We start from the raw sequence: 20819 nt of genomic DNA on the forward strand, positions 1-20819 counted from the left end.
TCCCTCTTTTCAAAAACGGTAAATTTAATAAGCATCCGACTTTAGCTTATCTTAAGTTAGCCTTACGCTCTATTAAAAAATACTAGCACATTGATAAAGTGAATTTTTTGTTCGCAAATCTATGTTGGAAAATTAGCTTCAATGTCTACCAAATCAATAAGTCGATTAAACACACACTGCCACATTTCCATTGTGCTCTAACATGTGCAAACACTCTAAAATGGGCCTTGCTGGGCTATAAATATAGCCTTGCACTAAATGGCAACCAAAGTCAGACAACATTTGCTGTTGCTCTTGTTGTTCAACACCTTCAGCTATCACCTTAATACCTAATTGCGAACTCAGATCAACCAAGCATTTCACCATCACTTGCTTGTTGCGGTCGACCCCCATGCAATCAACAAATGACTTGTCTATTTTCACAAAATCTACTTGGTTCTCAATCAGATTACTTAATGACGAGTAGCCAGTACAAAAATCATCAAGTGCGATTTGCACACCTAATTCACTAAGCGCTTCTAATACCTGCCAAGTGTATTTATTCGCCGCCATCGACTCGGTTACTTCAATGGTAATTGCGTCATAGGGCAAGCCATACCGCTCAATTGCCGCTGGAATAAGTTCAACTTGGTTATTACTTGCCTTAAATTCGTTGATTGAACGGTTTATTGAAAAGCTAATATGTTTAAAGCCAGCTTGATGAAGCATGGCAAGATCACGACAACTGGTTTCCAGTACATACTGTCCAATCAGATGGATTAAGCCAAACTCTTCTGCAATGGGAATAAAACATGCAGGAGAAATTGCACCATATTCGTCATCAAACCATCGTATCAAAGCTTCAAACTTGGCGATTTTACCAGTGTTAGTACTCACTACTGGTTGATAATGCACTTGCAGTGTACCTGCCCTTAACGCAGCTTTAAGTTTGTCTCTGAGCTTAATTTTTTTAAGGTAGGCATTTTGAATTGCTTCATCATGTACAGCCACTCGTGATCGACCTTGCTTTTTGGCATTACTCAGCGCATGAGCTGCATTTTTTACCAAATTTGAACCACTTAGCTGCTCAGTGGCTTTAAGGTGCGCAACCCCAATACTCACACTCAGCTCTATTGTTAACTCATCAATGTGGTAGGGTTCGCTAAGCATTTGCTTTAACCACTGTGCATGCGCCATTACTTCAGGCAGTGAGTGATGCGCAATCAGCAAAGCAAATTCGTCGCCACCATAACGGCTTGCTATATCCTTTCTTTTCAGCGTATTTAACAGCCTATCTGCAACTGCTATTAGTACTTTGTCGCCAATTTCTGGGCCAAAAATGTCATTTACTTCTTTAAAGCGGTCTAAGCCTAAAAATAGTAAAGATGTATCATGAAGTCGATACGATTTAGTTAGTTGTTTTTCTAAGCTCAACATAAAGCTGCGACGATTTAAAAGGCCAGTCAATGCCTCATGATTAGCATAAAAGGTAAGCTGCGCTTCGTTACGCTTCCAGTCGGTAATATCTCGAAAAATAGCCACATAGTTGCTTATTTTACCATCTTCCCCTTTTACAGCATTAAGCGTGAGTTCTTCTGGAAATACTTGACCATTCTTTCTGCGATTATAAATTTCCCCTTTCCATATGCCGATCTTTTCCAACTGCTGCCACATTTGTTTGTAAAACTGCTTAGTTTGTTTCCCTGAAGATAAAATGCCAGGATCTTCGCCATACAACTCTGCCGCGCTATAACCCGTTTGCAGCTCAAACGCACGATTAACCATCATGATTTTATTGCGATGATCGGTGATCATAAATGCCTCTGACGCATTTTCAAACACCACATTGGTCAACTCAACCTGACGACTCAATGATGAGGTATAAGTGATATCTTGAACAGTGGCGCGCAGTATGCGCTCATGCACATGATCTGCACTGAACTCAACTTCACCAACAATATGAAACAATCCCTGCGTGGTCGTCATTTGCTTGTGGCAAACTAACATATCAAATTTATCAAATTTATCAATTTTTTCTTGTTTGATAAGCTCCAGCTGTTCGGCAACCCTTTTGCTATCGTCTGAACGAAGGTGCGACAAAAAGTTTTCCAGTGACACGTCGTTATTGTTGCAGTTCAATAAGCTACACATCTCTTGGCTAAACCAATGCTCATTAGGTGTGATATACCAAGTCCATGAGCTTAACTTTGCGATACGCTCACCATTTGCCAGTTGTTTGAGGATCAACTCCTTGGCTGACATCTCAAGGTTATGGCTTAACTCAGTCGCAACAATACAGCCAATCTCTGAAAACCAAAGTTTATCCGCTTCGCTTAATGTCATAGGCTCTTTGAACATACACACCAAAATGCCGATTGGTTTGTGGTCGGGTGCTCTTAAGGTCACTCCTAAGTAACCATGAATGTCTAAAGACTTTAATAATTCATCTTGCGGATAAAGCGCCTGCAAACCGCTTTCGTAGGCACAAACGCAATCTAACTCTTTGGCATCAAAACAAGGTGTGTGAACTAGGTCGTAAACAAAGTTTTCTTTAATTTGGTTATCTTGCAGATATTGGAGCGTTTTAACCTGCTTAGCGTCATTAATAAACTTGCCGATGATGCAGTGGTTTGCTTTTAAACGTTGATAAAGCGTGTTGAGCGTATATTGATAACGCAGTTCACTACTTTGTAGGCTGTAAAAGCGGCTAACAGACAAATCCATAAGTTTGTGCACCTTAGAGTATTTTTGAGGCAAAAGACGACGCCGAAGAATAATTAATTAAAGTACATACAACTTATACGTGGATCAATAAAGTTGCGAGTAACTAAAAAAATAAGATGGATAAATGACTGTACTCCCGTAAAAATCCCGATTTTTAACACACTTTAAGCTTTAGCGTGGATTTTCATCCATGAAAAACACCTTACAAAAGGTGCAATAATTGAGCACATTTTTACAGTTTCTTACTGGCTCCGCAGTTAAAAACCTCAAATAATATGCCCACCAAAATCATATTTAGGGCAAAACAATGAAACATCTCATCCTTTCACTGACCACCACTGTGCTGTTAGCAGCTTGTGCGCATCATGACGATGTAAGACCTGGAGAAAGTAAACATTACGTAGTGGTTAAAGCGGTAGATAGAGACCAAGGCATGAAAGAAGCGCTTGGGCAAGCTGAACACTTTTGTGACAAAACCAAAAGCAGCTTAGTGGTATTAAACGAACAAGTTGATTACCAAGGGGAAAAGGCTGAAAAAGACTACCTAAACAACCGCTCAACTGCAGAGCTTGTAACTGATGTAAGTGCGTGGCTTTGGATATTAGGTGATGGTCATGTTGACGATGCTGGCGCAATTGGCACAATCGCTGGTATTGGCACTCTAGAAGCCATGGGCGCACCATACTTAGTCACGGTAAACTTTCGATGTGCATAACGATAAGCGCCGTTATTTTTAAGTATTAACTTAAAACTAGCGGCGACTTAGTTCACTAACTGGTTTTATCAGCGCTCAATGAGCAAAGATACGAATAGAAACACACCAAAAGCAATAAATACTAACCCGCTTAGTTTGTTAAATAAACTTAGGCCATACTCATTACTCACTACACCTTTTGCACTGTTAGCTAAAGCCGCATAAGCAAAGTAAATCACAAAATGGATCACCGCACTGGTCAAGCAAAGTATCGCCATCTGAGGCAAAACGGCTTTACTGCTATCAATAAAATGAGGCAGCAAAGCGCAAACAAAAATCAATGCTTTTGGGTTTAGCGATGTCACCCAAAATGCCTGTTTAAAGAGTACAGCACGTTGTGCACTAGAAGATGTATGCACGTCTGGTATATCAATGCTGGTAAGGGTCGAACGAATACTTTTTACCCCCAAGTAACCCAAATACATGGCACCAACTACTTTCAAAGCAGTAAAAAACGTACTGGATGCAAGTAGCATAACCCCCACCCCTGTCGCACTAATAATTAACAACAACTGAAACGCAACCACGTTACCCAAAACCCCAAACGCCGCTTTCTCCTTTGAATAGCGTAAGCCATTGCTGATGCATAGCAGTACCGAGGGGCCTGGTGACAACAATAGCGCGATAATAACCACGCAATAGCCCACGTAAAACTCAAGCGTCATCATAGGCCTCACCTAACATTTTACTGTGGTTACTATAGTCACGCATTACATGAGCAACGCTTATTCTGTAGCTAGTAAATAGCGTGTGTTTTCCTTTTTGTTGTGCTGCTTGATGTTCAAAGTCGCTTTTCCACCTCACAACAGCCTCTTCATTTTCCCAAAATGACAGCGATAAGAGTTTATTTTGGTTGGCTAAGCTTTGAAAACGCTCAACACTGATAAACCCCTCTACTGCGTGCAATTTACTTTTTAATCTTGCGGCGATGTCTAAGTACACTTGCTGGCACTCAGGGTTTGGTATAACTTCAAATATGACGGCAATCAACTTAGCTCTCCTTTTTTTGCTGGCAAATAAGTCGAAGGAACTGTCCTTAAAAAAGTGCGCTTTTCACTCACTATAAATTGTTCATTTTTCGCAAAACTAAAGTTACAACTACCCAGTTGTGATTGACGCAAGGTGTGTCGGTATATTTCGTAATCCGCAAGAGACTCAAAACTGATTAAGCCATATGCAATGTTATTTGTACCTTCATGTGGCAAAAAGTAACCCAGTAACTCTCCTCCACACTGAGGAATAACTTTGCCCCAATTCTGGGCATACTGCTCAAATAGATGAACTTTGTGTGGGTCGATTTGATATTCAATAAAACAGGTTATTTTCAAAGTGGTTGTCTCCATAATGACTTTTTGGCAGTCTATCTGAGATAAATCTCGATGCTTCGGTGGCAATCGAACTATGAAGGAAAAGTATGGAACCAAATATTGCTTACTTAGGCGCACTCGTTGGCGACGCTGCTCGCTCTAAAATGCTGACGGCTTTAATGAGCGGTAAAGCACTCACCGCCACAGAGTTATCGCTTGAGGCAAATATCACACCGCAAACGGCAAGCAGCCATTTGATGAAATTGGTCGATGGCGAATTGATCATAGTGCGCAAACAAGGTCGACATAAATACTTTCAGTTAAAGAACCTTCAAGTAGCTGAACTAATTGAACAAATGCTAAATATTAGTGCGTCGATGGCACAAACAAGTATTGCTACGGGGCCCACAGATGAGAGATTGAAAAGATCGCGTATTTGCTATGATCACCTAGCTGGTGAACTAGGCGTTCAGTTATTTGATGCATTACAAAGCAATGGATGGATAGTTGAAGCTCAAGATATGCTGACTTTAACGCAACTTGGCCTCAGCTTTTTTAGCGAGCTCGGATTTGATACAGCCGCAACTAAAAAAACCCGTCGGCCATTGTGTAAAGCATGCCTCGATTGGAGCGAAAGACGCAGCCATTTAGCAGGTTACCTTGGTAAATGGGTATTAACAGATGCACTGGCTCGTCAGTGGGCACATCAAGATTTAGACTCTCGCGCCATTGAGTTTACCCCTCACGGCTTAAAGGCTTTTAAAAGCAAGTATGGTTTTTGAGAAACATTAAGTGCCATGACTGCACTTAAATCTTACCTCGCACTATGACCTGCAACTAGTTATAATTACGTGTAGGCTAGTAAAAAAAGTAAGTACTATTTCGTATATGAAAAGCAAAAAAGTTAATCCACTGGTGTCGCATTTTACCATTGCATTTGCGCTATTGACTGCGTTGTGGATGTTTGTAACAGATAAAGAAATGCTGATCCTCGGTAATTCTGTCGTGCTTGTTTATATTGTAAGTGCACTGGCATCTCGCATGCTGAAAAAACAAAAGCCGAAGAAAAAATAATCTAATGAAAAAGCCCAGCATATTAGCCGGGCTTTTTCTTATTTGTTAACTTTATAGTCGGCCATTTGCCAATTCTATAAAGAACGCATAATTTAGCGCGGTATCTTTGATACTCTTAAATCTACCTGATGCGCCGCCATGTCCTGCTTCCATATCCACTTTGAGTAACAGCTTGTTATTGTCTGTTTTCTTCTCTCGCAGTTTTGCTACCCACTTTGCAGGTTCAAAATACTGTACTTGAGAATCATGCAAACCCGTTGTTACTAGCATATTTGGATAGGCTTGTGCTGATACTTGATCATACGGTGAATACGAGCGCATATAATCGAAATATGCTTTGTCGTTTGGATTACCCCACTCGTCATATTCATTTGTTGTAAGCGGAAGTGATTCATCCAACATGGTGTTGATCACATCAACAAACGGTACCGCAGCATGTACACCGTGGTATAGCTCAGGTGCTTGGTTAACAACCGCTCCCATCAACAATCCCCCTGCGCTACCACCTTGGGCATAAACACGCTTTTTATCACCATATCCTTGCGCGACTAATGCTTTGGTCACGTCAACGAAATCGTTAAAAGTATTCTTTTTGTTCAACTTTTTGCCATCTTCATACCAAGGGCGACCAAGCATTTGCGAGCCGCGAATGTGCGCAATCGCATAGACAAACCCTCTGTCTAGCAGGCTCAATCGGCTAATAGAAAAACCAGGGTCAACCGTATATCCGTATGAACCATAACCATATTGTAGTAGTGGGTTTGTGCCGTCTTTTTTGAATAATGACTTTTTATATACAATTGAAACAGGTACTTTTACACCATCACGTGCAGTAACAAAAATACGCTCAGATTGGTAGTCTGCGGAGTTAAAATCGCCCAGTACCTTGTCTTGTTTTAGCGTCACTTTAGAGTAATCATTTAGGTCCACCTCAAAGGTGGTTTTAGGTGTTGTCATACTCGCATATTGAACGCGAACACTGTCACTACTAAGTGTATTGTTACCAATCATAGACACGCGATAAGCAGGGTCGTTGAACTCAATCTGGTGCTCTTTGTTCTTTTTGAGTTCTCGAATGGTAATTTTTGACTGACCTTGCGCTCGACTTTGATAAACTAAATGCTCATCAAACAAGGTAAAATCTTCAAGCCTTACGTTTGGTTGATGCTCTATTACCGTCTGCCAATTTGCTTTGTCAGATACTGCATCTATTTTCGCTTTCATTAGCTTAAAGTTCACAGCGTTTAGATTGGTTAATATGTAATACCAGTCTTTATGCTTTGAAACACTGTATTCTAAGCCCTTTTCTCTGGCTAACAGGCGCTGTGGCTTGGCTTTCGCATCATCGGCAGAAAGTACCGACATACCTTTTGACTCAGTGCTATAGTGATAAATAAAAATTTGCTCACCATCTTTGCTGCGACTTAAATAAGTGTAATAAGTATTATCGGCTTCTTCGTATACCAGCTCGTCTTGCTCTTGAGCCGTGCCTAGTGTGTGACGATATACTTGAGTACCAAGTAACGATACAGGGTCTTTTTTGATGTAATAAAGCGTCTGGTTATCATTTGCCCAAACCACACCATCTTGCACACCTTTAAGCTCATCTTTAAGTATCTCACCAGTGGTTAAATTTTTAACTTTAACCGTATAAATGCGACGACTCAGTGTATCTTCGGTATAAGCTAAAAGGTTTGCGTTAGGACTAACTTCAATATCACCCAACTCATAAAACTCATGCGCTTTTGCAAGCTCGTTGATATCTAGTAGTAGCTCAGGATTAACACCGTCAACAGTTAGGCTACGATAAATACTCGCATATTCTTGATCGCCAATGGTTTCGTTAAAATAAAAATAACGGCCTTTTTGTACGGGCACTGAGCGATTGTCTTTAACAATCTTGGCTTTTATTTCAGAAAATAATTGCGCTTGTAAAGCTTCACTTGGCGCAAGTATGGTATCAGTGTAGCTATTTTCTTTTTCTAAATGCGCGATCACTTGTTCGCTCGAACGACTATCGTCACGCAACCAATGATAATTATCCACCAGTTCATAACCGTGAATTTTTGTTTTATAGGGTACCTTTGCAGCAATTGGCGCTGTAACTGACGGGCTACTAACTGAACTTGTTTGGCTTGTTGTTTCTGTGGATGTTGATTGGCATCCAGTTGCCAATATAACCGACGACAGCGCAAGCTGCCAAAGAACTGATTGTTTCATCCTAATATCCTTGTTTACTATATTTTGTAGACTGCTAGCAGTACTGCCCACAATAATATGATTATTGGGCATAAATATAATTGAATTCTTACTTTAGGAACAGTAATCTTGGTAAATAAAAGTTAACAGGTGTTAAATATGAAGACCAAATTAGCGACCTTTATCATCCCGCTAATGATTATGCTAAGTGGTTGTCAATCAGTGAGTCTCCCCTCGAAATCCGAGATTGCCTTATGTGAAAAAACCATCATCGATTATGTGCAATTTCGTGATCAAGGGCCCATTGAAAGTTACCAAGCCTTGTTTAGCAAAGACGCTACTTTTATTATCCCAAAGCTAGGCGTTTCACTTAGCTCAGATGAACAAATTGCTGCTAGAGCCAAACAGGCAATGGCGAACAAGAAGACCATTCATATGATCACCAGCACCGCCATAGTGCCTAATAGTAAGAATGAATTTTCAAGCACCGCACATTTTATTCTTTATATGAGCGACAAAAAGGATAAATCGATTCCAACCAAAGTATTTAACGGCAGATATGTAGATTTGCTAGTGCTCAATAACAATCGCTGTTTGATAAAGAATCGAGAAGTGTTCATAGATAGAGTAGACACTCTAGATTAACACTACTTTGCTGAGCGCTTGTGCCAGCGGATAAGCTCTTTTTGATCCCTTGTAATGGTGTGCCCTTGAGATTCTAGTAGCTGGGCACTTTGCGCCAAGGCAGCTTCAGCCCTTAGCTCAATTTTTTCAAGCAGCGACAATAACAGTTGCTTTTCATCCTCACTGATATCTTTTAGTACGTTTTTTTCTCTTTCACGCATATGTGCCACTACTTGTTCGTAAAGTGGCAAGCCCTGCTCACTGATTTTTACAAACTTGCTACGTTGTTTTGAGTGGTCATTATCCGCGCAGATCAGTTCCAGTTTCATCAAGGTGTTAATCGCACGATTAACCGAATAGGGGTCTAGACGTGATTGATATGCAATGTCGGCCGCATTGATGGGTCCGTAAGAGCCAATATTTAACAACACGCGAATTTCTCTCGTCTCAAGCCCTGTTAAATTTTTGATATATGCATCTCGGTCCATTGCCAAAAGGTTACTAGCAACCGCGATTCTATAAGGTACATGATTATATAAATCATATGGTTGCTCGATATTTTTCGACAACTCAAAAGCTGATTGACGCGCCTTATTGCTCATAATCTCATCCAATAAATAAAAAGCGGTGTGCATTTTTTGTAGACAAGCGCTCAAAAACCGCCTAGATTATGTTGCAGATGCAACATAACAAAATCAATAGGAATACATTATGGCTTTAGTTACCCCTCTTGCACAAGATGCAAACCCTGAAGTGGCAGAGCTGGCAAAGTTTTTCAATGAGACTTTAGGTTTTTGCCCTAATAGCGTTTTAACTATGCAGATCCGCCCTCATATTGCCAAAGCTTTCATTAATTTAAATAAAGCGGTAATGGAAAACCATGGCAGAGTAACCAGTGAACTAAAACGTCTGATTGGTTACATCACTAGCGCCAATACAGGTTGCAGATATTGTGAAGCACACACCATTTTGGCGGCAAAACGCTACGGTGGAGAAGACCTTCGTTTGCAAAATATTTGGCAGTTCCGTGATAGCGCACTATTCACTGACGCTGAAAAAGCGGCATTTGAGTTTGCCTTAGCCGCCTCAAGCGTGCCAAATGCTGTAGACGCAACAATTGAAGAGCAACTAAAAGCGCACTGGGATGACGGCGAAATAGTCGAGATTTTAGGCGTTATTTCTTTGTTTGGTTATTTAAATCGCTGGAACGATTCTATGGCCACAACACTTGAGCCTGGTGCAGTTGATGCGGGCGAAACGTATTTAGCTCACAATCAATGGCAAGTGGGTAAACACCAGTTATAAAACAGTTTGAACTTGCTGGGGTGTAATTTTATACATTAAAGCACTGATAATTAGAACAATAATTGCATGAGAGTCATGATCCAGCCTCATCGCAGTGCTCCCAGTAAGTTCATTTCATATAGAGGCACATTGTTTAATATGCGACGTAACCATTTTCGCAACAGCCTCTAAGCCAATAATGCAGATATATAAAAACCGCGCCTTTCATTGGCGCGGTATACAATATTAGAAAATTTAATATTTAAAACGACTCGGTACAGTATCTGCTGCGTTGTTACGCCCACCACACACAATCCCTGTGTCATCTAAAGCGCAAACATACCAATAATCAAAGTCTATATCGATTGGGTTGACCAGCTCTTGTATTTCGAACGGACCTATCACAGCAGGACGCGTAGACCAAGTTGATAAGCCACGCTCATCATATGAAAAAATGCCAGGGTAGCCATATCTCAGCGCTGTATGCGGCAAAATTTCTGGTACTTGTAAATCCGCGGCGGGTGCATCCCCCTAGCACTTCACCCCTTCATCACCTTTAGCACACGCATAGTTGTACGCAACTATCAAATACGTTGGGTTTGTAAAAATAGGTACTTCAACCGCAAAAGTTGGCTTATTGTTTACCTTTTTAGCTCCCCAACAATCGATACCATTATCATGTCGAATACAGGCGCCGTAACGGCCCACCTCAATATCACTTGGGTTTTTAAGTTCAGAGTACTTAGGCGGTGCGGTATTAACAGCACCTGGATTCCATTTGCCACTACTCCAACAAACAATTTCCCCACTATCAATTGCACAAAACGAGTCATTCTTGTGTGCAACGAATATTCTTTGCGGATCTGTGAAAGTGAGTCCACGAGGTAGTGGTTTCCAAAGTGAATCAACTTTGTCGCGTGAGTGCCTGTTTTCCCAACACTTAACTTCTTTACCTACAATCGCACAGCCAGCTTTGTTGTTCAAAGCAATATCTCTAATATCGAAAATAGGCTCAGGAGTAGGCATATATTGAGTACCGTCAGTGAGTTTCCAACATAAAGTACCTGTCATATCTGTGCCACAAGCAATATCATGACTCACATCTACATCGATAATGCGACTTTTCTTTTCGAATGTAACACTGTCGCTCAAAATTTGGCTATTTTGTTGATTGTAAACGCTATAATGATAACTATAACTACCACGAGGGAAACTGGCCGGTACATCAAGCAACATATTGCTATCTTGATAACTTTCACCCGGTGCCAAATATACCTCCGCTGGCAGAGCATCTACGTATGTTTTACCATCAGGAAAAATAAGGTGGCTATACACTTTAATTGCGGCATTATCAGTACCTGTGTTAGTTACGCTCTTTTGTACTTCAAGCACACCGCCTTCTTTTTTTATCGAAGGGTTTTCTGCTTGAGTGCTAAGCTCAACATTAAGTTGAGCGTGCGCTGATAGGGCAGCAAAAGCCACTCCCGAAACGAGGATTTGAAACTTCATTGTTTACTCCAAGAAAATCAATATAAACTGCCGGTGTTTAACAGGTTAGTACCCATAAAACCAACAAACTAATTGTACATAAAATTTATCCCATATAAATCATAAAGTTATAAAAATTCGCATTTCTTACCTTAGTTTCTTCCTGTGATATCGAGCACGACAAAACACCCCGCTTGAGTAACACCTACTAATCACTCAATTGTTATAATCAGATTCCCCATACACCCAACATTATGAATTGAACCGACCATATATCTTTAATCTCTGTGCGATAACAATTAAAAATTATGCAAATTTGCTGAATATTAATTAATCTTGTGAAACATTTATTCACTGAGTACGTAAAAATTATTAAAAAAATATAAAAATTCACCATTCTACTATATTTTAAATCAAAGCATGATTAGAATGCGTAAAATTTCAATTTATGTGAATACTAATTCAAAAGTTGTTTTGTGGCAGGCTTGTTCCCTGCCGTTATTTATGCTTTTCTTTGTGAGCATAAAAACAACAACACACCAATGGGGATGCAAAAATCATGTTCAAACCAAGCTTACTTTCATTAGCTGTGTCTAGTGCACTTACTAGTGCGCTGCTAATTCCTAATCTAGCTCAAGCCGATGACGCTCAAGCTAAGCAAGACAAGTCACTTGAAGTAATTCAGATAACCGCAACAAGGCGTGCAGGTTCAATCCAAGAAGCACCATTGAATATTACAGCCCTTGATAGCGACGTAATGAGTGACCAAAATATTGGCGAATTAGCGGATGTAGCTCGCTGGGTTCCTGGTCTCACAGTGACCGATCAAGGTGGTCGTTCCGGCTCACCTATCATAGTCAGGGGATTGAATACAAATTCATCTGGGCCTAATTCGGATGGCGGTACAGTGGCTACTTACATCAATGAAATACCTGTCGCTATCGACATGCGACTAACCGATGTTGAGCGTGTAGAAGTCCTCATTGGCCCTCAAGGTACATTGTATGGTGCAGGTACTTTAGGCGGCGCAATTCGTTACATGCTTAAAAGCCCCGAATTAGACCTAACTACAGGCAAGGTATACGGTGATGTGTTTCAAGTCAGCGAAAGCGATTCATTGGGTGGCGAGTCAGGCTTTATTTTTAATACTCCTATCATCGAAGACAAATTAGCAGTACGCGCTAGCGCGAACTTTTATATAGATCCAGGCTTTATCGATTACAACTACGTTGTGCGTGATGCTGGTGTTTCAATGCCAGACCCTGATTGGTCAAATCAAAGTGAAGTTGACCAGAATTTACGCAAAGCAAAAGACAATAATGGTGAAACAACCAAAACCGGCAGGATCTCACTTCGCTGGATGCCTAACGATTGGCTTGATGGCACGATTAACTACTTTTATCAAAAACAACAAAGCGAAGGTCGTTCTATCGTTCACCACGGCGCGCTTAACTCAAATAATGGCTTAAATTCTAAAATTGGTAAGTATGAATCAGCATACCGCTATGAAGAGCCAAGAGACAAAACTGACTCATTATTAAGCTTAGAGGTTAAGGCAGACTTAGGTTTTGCAGAGCTAGTGTCTGCAACTGGTTTTTCCGAATTTGATGCGGATGGTCAGCGCGACCAAACCGACCTTCTGATCCGCTTAGCTTATGGCTATGAAGAGTTTCCATCATTCTCATCTTTTACCCGTGAACTTGAAGAAGAAGAAAACTTTACCCAAGAGATCCGCTTAGTGTCGCAAGGCGACTCTGATTGGAACTGGATCGTTGGCGGTTTTTACAATAAACGCAAATCAGATGCATCAAGTAAAGAATACACACCGGGTTTTAGCCAATTCGCAGTAGAAAACTTAGGTGGCGTGCAAATTCGCCCTGATAGCTTAGAGTATTATTCTATTGACCGAAGTGAAATTACTGAACAAGCCATTTTTGGCGAAGTGGGTTACAAAGCCAGCGACAAGCTCACCATTACCGTGGGTGCTCGACTTTATGAGTATGAAATTGAAACGCAATCAGCAGTAGATTTTCCTTTGAGCAACACCGTCTACAGTGGCGCAGCGCAAGATGCCGTAACGTTTGATTTCAAAGGAAGACCTGATGACGACAGTGGTAACCTATTTAAATTTAATGCCAGTTATCAGTTCACGGATACCATCATGGCATACGCGACCGTAAGTGAAGGGTTTCGTATTGGTGGTGTAAACGCAATTGATGAATGCCCAGATCCAATTCCTGTTGGCCAACAAAAGGGCTGTGTTAAGCCTCAAGAAAGGATTTATAAAGCTGATACCACAACCAACTATGAATTAGGTTTAAAGAGCACTTGGCTAAAAAACCGTTTCCACTTCAATGCTGCATTATTTAACGTCGACTGGGAAGATGCTCAGGTAAGTGGGGCTACTGAAATTGGTCAACTGCCGTACACCACTAACGCAGGCTCTGCAAACGCCAAAGGCGTTGAAGTAGCAACGCGCGCCATGCTAACGGATTCAATTACAGCTTATGCAACATACGCCTACACCAAAGTTGAGCTAACCAAGGATGCACCAACGCTATTCAATACCGATGGTAAAGATGGTGGTATGGACGGCGATAGATTACCAGGCTCGCCAGAGCACCAGTTTTCTTTGGGGATAAACTACCAAACTGAGATCCTCAACGATAAACTACTCGACATCAACTATGGACTGACTGCACAAAGCGATATTATTTCGAAAGTGGGATTGCATGACAGTGGGGAGACATTACCAGGGTACTCGCTAAGTAATTTATCAGCAAAAATTACTGGTGATCAGTGGTCAACCACGCTGTATATCAATAACTTGTTTAATAAATATACGTATACATCTGTTCGTCGTAGCAATGCAGATATTGTGCCTTACGACTCGGTAACAGACACTGGTACTAACGGTGCCGATATTCAGCGCAACTACGGGCACTATATCAATCGCCCTCTGACTATCGGTGTTAAGTTCGACTATCAATTTGAACTATAACCAAGATATCGTTACGCTAGAGGCTCAAACCTAGTTTGAGCCTTTTTTATTTTCAATAAGAATAATGACTTATGACGCTCAGTATCAACCAGCTACACCAAAATGCCATAAAAGCGCTAAACCAAGGCGACATACAGCAAGCACACCAATATCTTGTGTCTATTGTGCAGACAGAGCCCCAACATGCCGATGCTTACTTTTTGCTGGCGATGATCAACGTACAAGTTGGTCAAGTTAAAAAAGCCATTGCCTTGATTGAAAAAGCACTAGAATTTGACAACAACACTGAGTACTTGGCACAGCTTGCAAAATGCTATGCCCTTGATGGGCAACTTGAACAAGCCAAAGCGACTGCAACTCAAGTAAACTTAGCAGCCGTGAATAGCGCACTGACGGCAGATACGCTAGGTGTTGCAATGAGCCATATTGGGTTACACGAACAGGCTATGTCCTTTTACAAAAAAGCACTGGAAATCACACAGACTAACCCACAGTTTTACTACAACTACGGTGTGTGCGCTAAATTTTTAGGAGACTTCGCTCAGGCCGAGCAAGCCTTTGAAAAAGCAATACAAATTAACCCAACACATCACCAAGCACATTTTGCGCTTTCCGACCTCATTAAAGCGACCAATGACAGCAACCATTTAGAACGCTTAAACAGCGTTTTTTCAAACATATCGCACCCAGACGCTCAACTGCATATTGGTCACGCTTTGGCAAAAGAGTATCAAGATTTAAAACAATATGATCAAGCGTTTGAAGCGTTAAATATGGGAAAGAAAGCCAAGCTCAAACAAGCCCGCTTCGATAACGATGCATCCACTAAGTTGTTTGCACATATAAAAACGCTGAGTGAGGAACACAAGCAAATTAGTCAGATTGGACACAACAGTAACGAACCCATTTTTGTGTTAGGTATGCCACGCTCTGGTACCACATTGGTAGAACGCATTTTATCAAGCCATTCAGATGTCATGTCAGCGGGAGAGCTACAAGATTTTGGCATATGCACCAAACGGTTGGCCCAAACTAAAACACCACATGTGCTAGATAACACAACACTTGATGCAGCATACCAACTGGATTTCGGGCAACTTGGGCAAGCCTACCTTGATGCCACCCGTGTGGTCACGGGCAATAGCGCACATTTTATTGATAAATTGCCATTTAACTTTTTCTATGTCGATTTAATACGTAAAGCATTACCAAACGCCAAAATCGTCTGCTTGCTGCGTAACCCATTAGATACTTGCATTGGTAATTACCGACAGCTATTTACGATTAATAATCCATACTATCGTTATTCTCTCAGTCTTATGGACACCGCCAAGTTTTATGCGCGCTTTTATCATCTGATGCAGCATTGGCAAGCGCTGCATGGCAGTCACTTTAAACTGCTGCAATATGAGTCACTCGTTAATAATCCTGAGCATCACATTCGTGATTTACTTAATTTTTGCGACTTACCATGGCAAAGCCAGTGCATAGATTTTCATTTAAATACCACACCCGTATCTACAGCCAGTAAAGTACAAGTGAGAGAGCCTCTCAATAGTAAATCCATCGGTCGATGGCGCAACTTTGAATCACATTTAGAAGAAGTTATAAATTACCTTACGAGTCAAGATATTCCAATTTCTGAATAAAATAGCGCCTAAAATAGCATTTTGAAAATTATAGGTTGGTTTATTTAAATAGACTTACGGCCTGAATAATTAAATTAAAGTAAAGCTGAGCGACTGCCCAGCTTTCTATGTATGCATCATTACCACGAAGCGGGTATTGCAACTGAAGGCGTTAAAAACGTCGCCATGGTATTTGTGGGTGTTGTGTTTGTGATCAACTCTCTTGATTCACTCATTCGCCTATACACAGACAACCTAAACCTAACAGTACAGCGTTTAGGTATGCGTAACTACATGTTATTTAACATAGTCGCACTATCATTGTTAACTTTATTGTTTAAGCTTGAGTTTTTGCAAATTCAATGGGTTGGCGCACTTGTCATCGGTTTGTTTTTCTCCTGTGTTATTTACATTGGGTACAACAAGCTTAAAACTGTGAGCCAAATAGATAGCTCCGCTAAAGATAACAAAATTGACTACAGCAAAATAGAAACTGCTAGCTAAGGAATACAACATAATGACAACATCAAAAACTTTACTACTGAGTGCACTAGCACTTGCCTCAAGCCAAGCAATGGCAAACTTGTCGACAACGATTACTGCTGCTTCTGATTACAGCTTTAATGGTGTCAGTCAAACTAAAGAAGACCCTGCGTTGCAAGGCAGTCTTGACTATGCATTTAGCGATGGCGTGTATGTGGGCTCTTGGGCGTCGAATGTCGATTTTGCTAACAAGACTGACATCGAGTGGGACTTTTATGTCGGTAAATATGTAGCACTTAACGACAACTGGAGTATTGATTACGGTATCGCCTATTACAGCTACCATGGTGGCACTAATTCAAGTCATGGTAATTACCCTGAAGTATATTCAAAGTTTGGCTTTGCCAACTCATTAGGGCAAACAGAGTTTAACTTTTGGTATAGCTGGGATTACTTTGGTAAAGGCGCAGACCACACTATTGCCATGATTGCTCACAGCATTGAAGTTGCGCCAGGGCATACGCTACGTGCAAGCTTTGATGTATCAAACTCTTTAGATGGTAATAAATACATGTGGGATGCAGGAGATAAGTCTTACACGCACTATCGCTTAGCTTACCAAACAAACTATGCCGGTTTTGATATTGAAATGGCGGCAGAGAACACCAGCTTAGAGTACGACACGGCTGATGAGCGTGTTGTATTTAGCGTTTCTCGCACATTTAATCTGTAAAAAATACAAGCCTCCTACTACTTGTAATCAAGGCCAAGCAAAAGCTTGGCCTTTTTCATTTTTCCTGTATAGGATATCGGCGGATTTTAAAAAACACCTCATAAGGAATAAGGAAAGCAATGAGAAATTCAACCGTTTTAGTATCCGCCCTGCTATTTGCGGCAACTGCTAACGCAGCTGTAGAAGCAAGTTTTGGGGAAACTCAAGAGCTACTAACTAACGAAGATGTAAAAACACTTCATATCGTAGATATCAACGCTGATAACAGAAAAGATCTGGTATGGGTTACCAATTCAGGAAGCGTTAAGTACAAGCTTAAAAACAATGACGCGTTAGCCTCACTTGAAACTTTGCCGGGCACTCGTTGGAGACTTGAATACGATAACCGTAGCGATGTAAAGTTTATCGACTTTACTGCTGAGGGCGGTACCGTCACCACTCATGACAATAAAATTTATAAAATATCAGCGATCACAATGAACGATTTGGGCAAGTTGGACTTTTGTACACCTCTGTACACTGGTTTAAACAGAACAGAGTGCGCTTGGCATTATAATGTGACTGATATTCTACCAAATATAATCAAAGGCGTTGACGAACGTTTAGGTGATACTTGGACAGCCTATAAACTCGTAAACTAATGTGATATCAGCTCCTGTCCAAATTTAGTTGGATGGGAGTTTCCCCCATCATTTACTTAGCCGGTTTTATTCGCACCAACAGAGGTTAAATAGCAGGGCAAGAGCATGAAAAATCACTTGCTATTCAATACCTTTTCTAAATAGCACTCGTTTCTAGCTGCTTTTAGCTGTTTAGCGCGCACACCTTTGTTAAAGGATGTCTCTTTCTTTAATAAATTCAATGCAATATGTCTTACACCAGCAAACACTTCTGCTGCACCGTCGCGACGTATACGGCAGCCATCTTCATTCATTGCCACATCCAAACACCAATGAAGACTGTTCTCTATATACCAATGCGCTCGTGTGGCTTCAGCTAGTCTTTGCGCACTCAAGTTCGCTGAGCTGATATAATATCGATATGTCAACTCACCTTGTTGTTGGTTATCCGATTTACGGTAAGACACTATCACGCCTACACTTTGTAAATTGGGCCAGCTAGCACTTGTGGGAATTTCAGCCATATCATGGCAGACAACCGCTGCCCTGAACTCTTCTCGACCTCGTTGATAATCTACCTCACTTAGTAGGCTGTCACTCGCTATTTGGCGTGTGATTTCTGGCTGTAAGAGTTGCTTTACCTGTTCAAATAAGCTGCCCTGATTGGCTTTGAGAGCCAGTAAATAATCCGCTTCTTTGTCTATAATTTGCTTCGCAATCTCCTTTTGGCAGCCCATCGCATCAATCGTCACTAAGCAACCTTTTAGCTCTAGTAACTTCAGCAACTCTGGAATTGCAGTGATTTCGTTGGACTTCGAGTCGGTCTTGCATTGGCCTAACGTCACGCCATTTTCACAGGCAAACGCACTGACAATGTGGATAGCATCTTTTCTATCAGACTGTTTATATGAACCTTTTAGTCTTTTTCCATCAATGGCAACCACGCTGCCGTCTGTTAGCTCACTGCAATTTTGCATCCATTGAGAAAAACTGGTTTGAAACTGGGTCATATCGATACGGCTTATAACCCTTGCAATCGTGTCGTGCCGCGGCACACCGTTGGATAGAGCTATAAATTTACGTAACCAAGATAGTTTGTCATGAGCAAAATCTTCAATTTCTTCCCAGCCTTGGCAACCCGCGATTACGGCACTGATAGTTAGAAACAGAATATCGAATAATGGATGTTGCACTTTGCCTTGCTGGCGCGGGTCATCAATGGAAGAAAAGTGTTCGAACAACGTATTGGCTGACATAATTGGGCTGCTTAATCTGAAAAGCAGTATAAGATCATAAAATTATGTCAAGGTAAAGTTCATGATCTTGCCCTGGGTTAAATAGCGCTATTCAACCGTGAAACCTCAGCGGACACTTAGACTACCTAAATAGACGGTCAATGAATAAAGACAAACAAAAGCATATACTTGTCTATCGCTGGGCTATCGGTCACACTAATAAATTGCAAGCTATAAACTTTAACATATTTATGAGCAAAAAATTTCTATAACCTATTGAAATATATAATTTGTCATATCGGTTACGTATCAGTGACGTAAAGAATAGTCGAGTTTTCCGTTAAGCTCTCCTTATCAATACAGCAAAGGACTAACAAAGTGATTACCAGAAAATTAAGGTTGCAAAGAGGCTGGTCTCAAGACCAACTAGCACAGCTAAGTGGCTTGAGCCTTAGAACAATCCAGCGTATCGAGTGTGGTCATACACCAAGCTTAGAGTCACTCAAGTCTTTAGCTGCTGTTTTTGAAACCACGGTCGCAGACCTTCAACAGGAGCTTAAAATGAAACCACATAACTCGGATATCAGTTTAACCGAAGAAGAGCAAACAGTGATTGAACATGTTAAAGCCATTAGAGATTTTTACTCACACGCTTTAACCTATGCCATTATCATTGTTTTCTTATTTATTCTTAATTACATAACTAACCCTGGCTATATTTGGGCTTGGTGGGCAGCGCTTGGCTGGGGAATAGGCCTTGCCTCACACGGATTAAGTATTTTTGAGATTTTTGACTTTTTTGGCCCCCGCTGGGAGAAAAAGCAAATTGAAAAACGCCTAGGTCGAAAGCTTTAGCAGCGTAAATATTTTTAAATATATCTCTGAGGGAGCCAAGCTCCCCAACCGAAAGCTAAAATTAATGTTTTTTGATACAAAACCATTAATCATGTCCCCATAAAATCAACTGCGGACAGTAAATTTGAATATTAAGACATTTACAGAGTTATCAATTTTATCTTTTATCGTTATGAGTGTAACTGTGTTCTCCATAATTGGTGACCTTATAAATGAGCGCACAATCTCAGCTTCGAGCGCTTTATTATCACTGATGTTCGACTTGCCAGCAAAAGCAGTGCCGTTTTTTATAATCTACATTGGCTCCAAGATAACCCATAACATTTATACAACACGCTTTTTTTATACCTTTTTAGCGAGTATTTCTGCCTGCTTGTTTACTATCTACTTTAGCCTTTTTATACATGATTTTTTTGCCACCAATAGCGGGCCTTTATCGGTTGATATTAGTATCCCCTTATGTGTTATTAATTCCTCTTATTGGGTTTATTTTTGGGCTATTCAGTGTGGTGCAAAAATACGTGTCAGTCAGATATTTTGTCACATAACGTCAGCTTACATAGTGTTGAAGGGTTTTATTAAGAGGATTCAAACCGAGTTGAAAACCCCCTTAAATGTATAAATAGTGAGGCTCATATCCACAGCCCGCTTGCTGTATCCTCGTACAATCGAACTCAGCCAATCTCTTTTTATTGCAATAAATTATTCTATTAAATAGTCGACACTGAAAATCACTTAATGCATTGATCTTCTTGATGATCTAAACGATCTTACTATCCTCATTTTGCAACGTTTGTTTTCTCACCCCTCAAAACCTTGCAAAATGGAGAT

At 40.8% G+C, this 20819-nt stretch carries 19 protein-coding genes and 1 pseudogene; 11 read left to right on the plus strand and 9 right to left on the minus strand.

The annotated features are described in order from the left end of the window. Nucleotides 1-165: 165 nt before the first annotated feature. The gene (locus HC733_RS10020) at nt 166-2703 is read right to left on the minus strand and encodes a putative bifunctional diguanylate cyclase/phosphodiesterase (RefSeq protein ID WP_190364908.1); all 2538 of its coding nucleotides are present in this window, start codon (nt 2701-2703) and stop codon (nt 166-168) included. A gap of 307 nt (nt 2704-3010) precedes the next feature. On the opposite strand from HC733_RS10020, the gene HC733_RS10025 reads away from it, so the two are divergent. Further along, nucleotides 3011-3418 (plus strand): hypothetical protein, encoded by a 408-nt coding sequence (locus HC733_RS10025; protein ID WP_190364909.1) that lies wholly within the window; start codon nt 3011-3013, stop codon nt 3416-3418. Between the two features lie 68 nt (nt 3419-3486). Here the strand turns inward: HC733_RS10025 and HC733_RS10030 are convergent, their stop codons facing one another. Genes HC733_RS10030 through HC733_RS10040 form a run of 3 tightly spaced genes read right to left on the minus strand, consistent with a single transcriptional unit; the run spans nt 3487 to nt 4785 of the window. Further along, entirely contained in the window at nt 3487-4125 is a 639-nt protein-coding gene (locus HC733_RS10030) for a LysE family translocator (protein WP_190364910.1), read from the minus strand. Continuing rightward, complete coding sequence (locus HC733_RS10035; RefSeq protein WP_190364911.1) at nt 4112-4447, minus strand: antibiotic biosynthesis monooxygenase family protein; 336 nt, start codon at nt 4445-4447, stop codon at nt 4112-4114. Before HC733_RS10035 ends, HC733_RS10030 begins: the two co-directional genes overlap by 14 nt. Further along, the gene (locus tag HC733_RS10040) at nt 4444-4785 is read right to left on the minus strand and encodes an NIPSNAP family protein (protein ID WP_238937515.1); all 342 of its coding nucleotides are present in this window, start codon (nt 4783-4785) and stop codon (nt 4444-4446) included. The genes HC733_RS10035 and HC733_RS10040 overlap by 4 nt, the downstream gene beginning before the upstream one ends. An 86-nt stretch (nt 4786-4871) precedes the next feature. Here HC733_RS10040 and HC733_RS10045 point away from each other — a divergent pair, with 86 nt between their 5' ends. After that, complete coding sequence (locus HC733_RS10045; RefSeq protein ID WP_190364913.1) at nt 4872-5546, plus strand: ArsR/SmtB family transcription factor; 675 nt, start codon at nt 4872-4874, stop codon at nt 5544-5546. 106 nt (nt 5547-5652) lie between these two features. Then, nucleotides 5653-5838 carry a hypothetical protein gene (locus tag HC733_RS10050; protein ID WP_190364914.1) on the plus strand — a complete coding sequence of 62 codons (186 nt, stop codon included), beginning with the start codon at nt 5653-5655 and terminating at the stop codon, nt 5836-5838. A 51-nt stretch (nt 5839-5889) separates the two neighbouring features. Here HC733_RS10050 and HC733_RS10055 read toward each other — a convergent pair whose 3' ends face one another. Next, nucleotides 5890-8058, minus strand: a complete 2169-nt coding sequence (locus HC733_RS10055) for a S9 family peptidase (RefSeq protein WP_190364915.1) — start codon at nt 8056-8058, stop codon at nt 5890-5892. A gap of 138 nt (nt 8059-8196) precedes the next feature. Between HC733_RS10055 and HC733_RS10060 the strand changes: the two genes are divergently transcribed. Continuing rightward, nucleotides 8197-8682 (plus strand): nuclear transport factor 2 family protein, encoded by a 486-nt coding sequence (locus HC733_RS10060; RefSeq protein ID WP_190364916.1) that lies wholly within the window; start codon nt 8197-8199, stop codon nt 8680-8682. 2 nt (nt 8683-8684) lie between these two features. On the opposite strand, the gene HC733_RS10065 is transcribed toward HC733_RS10060, so the two are convergent. After that, nucleotides 8685-9263, minus strand: a complete 579-nt coding sequence (locus tag HC733_RS10065) for a MarR family winged helix-turn-helix transcriptional regulator (protein ID WP_190364917.1) — start codon at nt 9261-9263, stop codon at nt 8685-8687. Nucleotides 9264-9372: 109 nt separating this feature from the next. On the opposite strand from HC733_RS10065, the gene HC733_RS10070 reads away from it, so the two are divergent. Beyond that, nucleotides 9373-9966: a carboxymuconolactone decarboxylase family protein gene (locus HC733_RS10070; RefSeq protein WP_190364918.1), complete on the plus strand. Its 594-nt coding sequence runs from the start codon at nt 9373-9375 to the stop codon at nt 9964-9966. A 234-nt stretch (nt 9967-10200) separates the two neighbouring features. Here the strand turns inward: HC733_RS10070 and HC733_RS10075 are convergent, their stop codons facing one another. Further along, nucleotides 10201-10437 carry a hypothetical protein gene (locus tag HC733_RS10075; protein ID WP_190364919.1) on the minus strand — a complete coding sequence of 79 codons (237 nt, stop codon included), beginning with the start codon at nt 10435-10437 and terminating at the stop codon, nt 10201-10203. Nucleotides 10438-10476: 39 nt separating this feature from the next. Continuing rightward, the gene (locus HC733_RS10080) at nt 10477-11454 is read right to left on the minus strand and encodes a hypothetical protein (protein ID WP_190364920.1); all 978 of its coding nucleotides are present in this window, start codon (nt 11452-11454) and stop codon (nt 10477-10479) included. Between the two features lie 538 nt (nt 11455-11992). Here HC733_RS10080 and HC733_RS10085 point away from each other — a divergent pair. The 5 genes and pseudogenes from HC733_RS10085 to HC733_RS10105 all read left to right on the plus strand — a co-directional run bounded on the left by HC733_RS10085 (nt 11993) and on the right by HC733_RS10105 (nt 17919). Next, complete coding sequence (locus HC733_RS10085) at nt 11993-14434, plus strand: TonB-dependent receptor (RefSeq protein WP_190364921.1); 2442 nt, start codon at nt 11993-11995, stop codon at nt 14432-14434. Nucleotides 14435-14505: 71 nt separating this feature from the next. Beyond that, on the plus strand, nt 14506-16083 hold the full coding sequence (locus HC733_RS10090; protein ID WP_190364922.1) for a tetratricopeptide repeat-containing sulfotransferase family protein: 1578 nt from the start codon (nt 14506-14508) through the stop codon (nt 16081-16083). 102 nt (nt 16084-16185) lie between these two features. Further along, a pseudogene (locus HC733_RS10095) lies at nt 16186-16566 on the plus strand (BCCT family transporter); the annotation flags it as partial. A 13-nt stretch (nt 16567-16579) separates the two neighbouring features. Then, nucleotides 16580-17278 carry a TorF family putative porin gene (locus HC733_RS10100; protein ID WP_190364923.1) on the plus strand — a complete coding sequence of 233 codons (699 nt, stop codon included), beginning with the start codon at nt 16580-16582 and terminating at the stop codon, nt 17276-17278. Nucleotides 17279-17397: 119 nt separating this feature from the next. Next, nucleotides 17398-17919, plus strand: a complete 522-nt coding sequence (locus HC733_RS10105) for a hypothetical protein (RefSeq protein WP_190364924.1) — start codon at nt 17398-17400, stop codon at nt 17917-17919. 113 nt (nt 17920-18032) lie between these two features. On the opposite strand, the gene HC733_RS10110 is transcribed toward HC733_RS10105, so the two are convergent. Continuing rightward, nucleotides 18033-19154 carry an ISAs1 family transposase gene (locus HC733_RS10110; protein WP_190364925.1) on the minus strand — a complete coding sequence of 374 codons (1122 nt, stop codon included), beginning with the start codon at nt 19152-19154 and terminating at the stop codon, nt 18033-18035. 357 nt (nt 19155-19511) lie between these two features. On the opposite strand from HC733_RS10110, the gene HC733_RS10115 reads away from it, so the two are divergent. Beyond that, nucleotides 19512-19988, plus strand: a complete 477-nt coding sequence (locus tag HC733_RS10115) for a 2TM domain-containing protein (protein ID WP_190364926.1) — start codon at nt 19512-19514, stop codon at nt 19986-19988. The last annotated feature ends 831 nt before the right edge of the window (nt 19989-20819 follow it).

The sequence above is a fragment of the Pseudoalteromonas sp. S16_S37 genome (genome assembly GCF_014694405.1).
Classification (GTDB): Bacteria; Pseudomonadota; Gammaproteobacteria; order Enterobacterales; family Alteromonadaceae; genus Pseudoalteromonas.

Bases quoted from the DNA above. Each gene is read 5' to 3' on its own strand.
- HC733_RS10020 (WP_190364908.1), bottom strand. From the start codon at position 2,703: ATGGATTTGTCTGTTAGCCGCTTTTACAGCCTACAAAGTAGTGAACTG.
- HC733_RS10025 (WP_190364909.1), top strand. From the start codon at position 3,011: ATGAAACATCTCATCCTTTCACTGACCACCACTGTGCTGTTAGCAGCT.
- HC733_RS10030 (WP_190364910.1), bottom strand. From the start codon at position 4,125: ATGATGACGCTTGAGTTTTACGTGGGCTATTGCGTGGTTATTATCGCG.
- HC733_RS10045 (WP_190364913.1), top strand. From the start codon at position 4,872: ATGGAACCAAATATTGCTTACTTAGGCGCACTCGTTGGCGACGCTGCT.
- HC733_RS10050 (WP_190364914.1), top strand. From the start codon at position 5,653: ATGAAAAGCAAAAAAGTTAATCCACTGGTGTCGCATTTTACCATTGCA.
- HC733_RS10055 (WP_190364915.1), bottom strand. From the start codon at position 8,058: ATGAAACAATCAGTTCTTTGGCAGCTTGCGCTGTCGTCGGTTATATTG.
- HC733_RS10060 (WP_190364916.1), top strand. From the start codon at position 8,197: ATGAAGACCAAATTAGCGACCTTTATCATCCCGCTAATGATTATGCTA.
- HC733_RS10065 (WP_190364917.1), bottom strand. From the start codon at position 9,263: ATGAGCAATAAGGCGCGTCAATCAGCTTTTGAGTTGTCGAAAAATATC.
- HC733_RS10070 (WP_190364918.1), top strand. From the start codon at position 9,373: ATGGCTTTAGTTACCCCTCTTGCACAAGATGCAAACCCTGAAGTGGCA.
- HC733_RS10080 (WP_190364920.1), bottom strand. From the start codon at position 11,454: ATGAAGTTTCAAATCCTCGTTTCGGGAGTGGCTTTTGCTGCCCTATCA.
- HC733_RS10085 (WP_190364921.1), top strand. From the start codon at position 11,993: ATGTTCAAACCAAGCTTACTTTCATTAGCTGTGTCTAGTGCACTTACT.
- HC733_RS10090 (WP_190364922.1), top strand. From the start codon at position 14,506: ATGACGCTCAGTATCAACCAGCTACACCAAAATGCCATAAAAGCGCTA.
- HC733_RS10100 (WP_190364923.1), top strand. From the start codon at position 16,580: ATGACAACATCAAAAACTTTACTACTGAGTGCACTAGCACTTGCCTCA.
- HC733_RS10105 (WP_190364924.1), top strand. From the start codon at position 17,398: ATGAGAAATTCAACCGTTTTAGTATCCGCCCTGCTATTTGCGGCAACT.
- HC733_RS10110 (WP_190364925.1), bottom strand. From the start codon at position 19,154: ATGTCAGCCAATACGTTGTTCGAACACTTTTCTTCCATTGATGACCCG.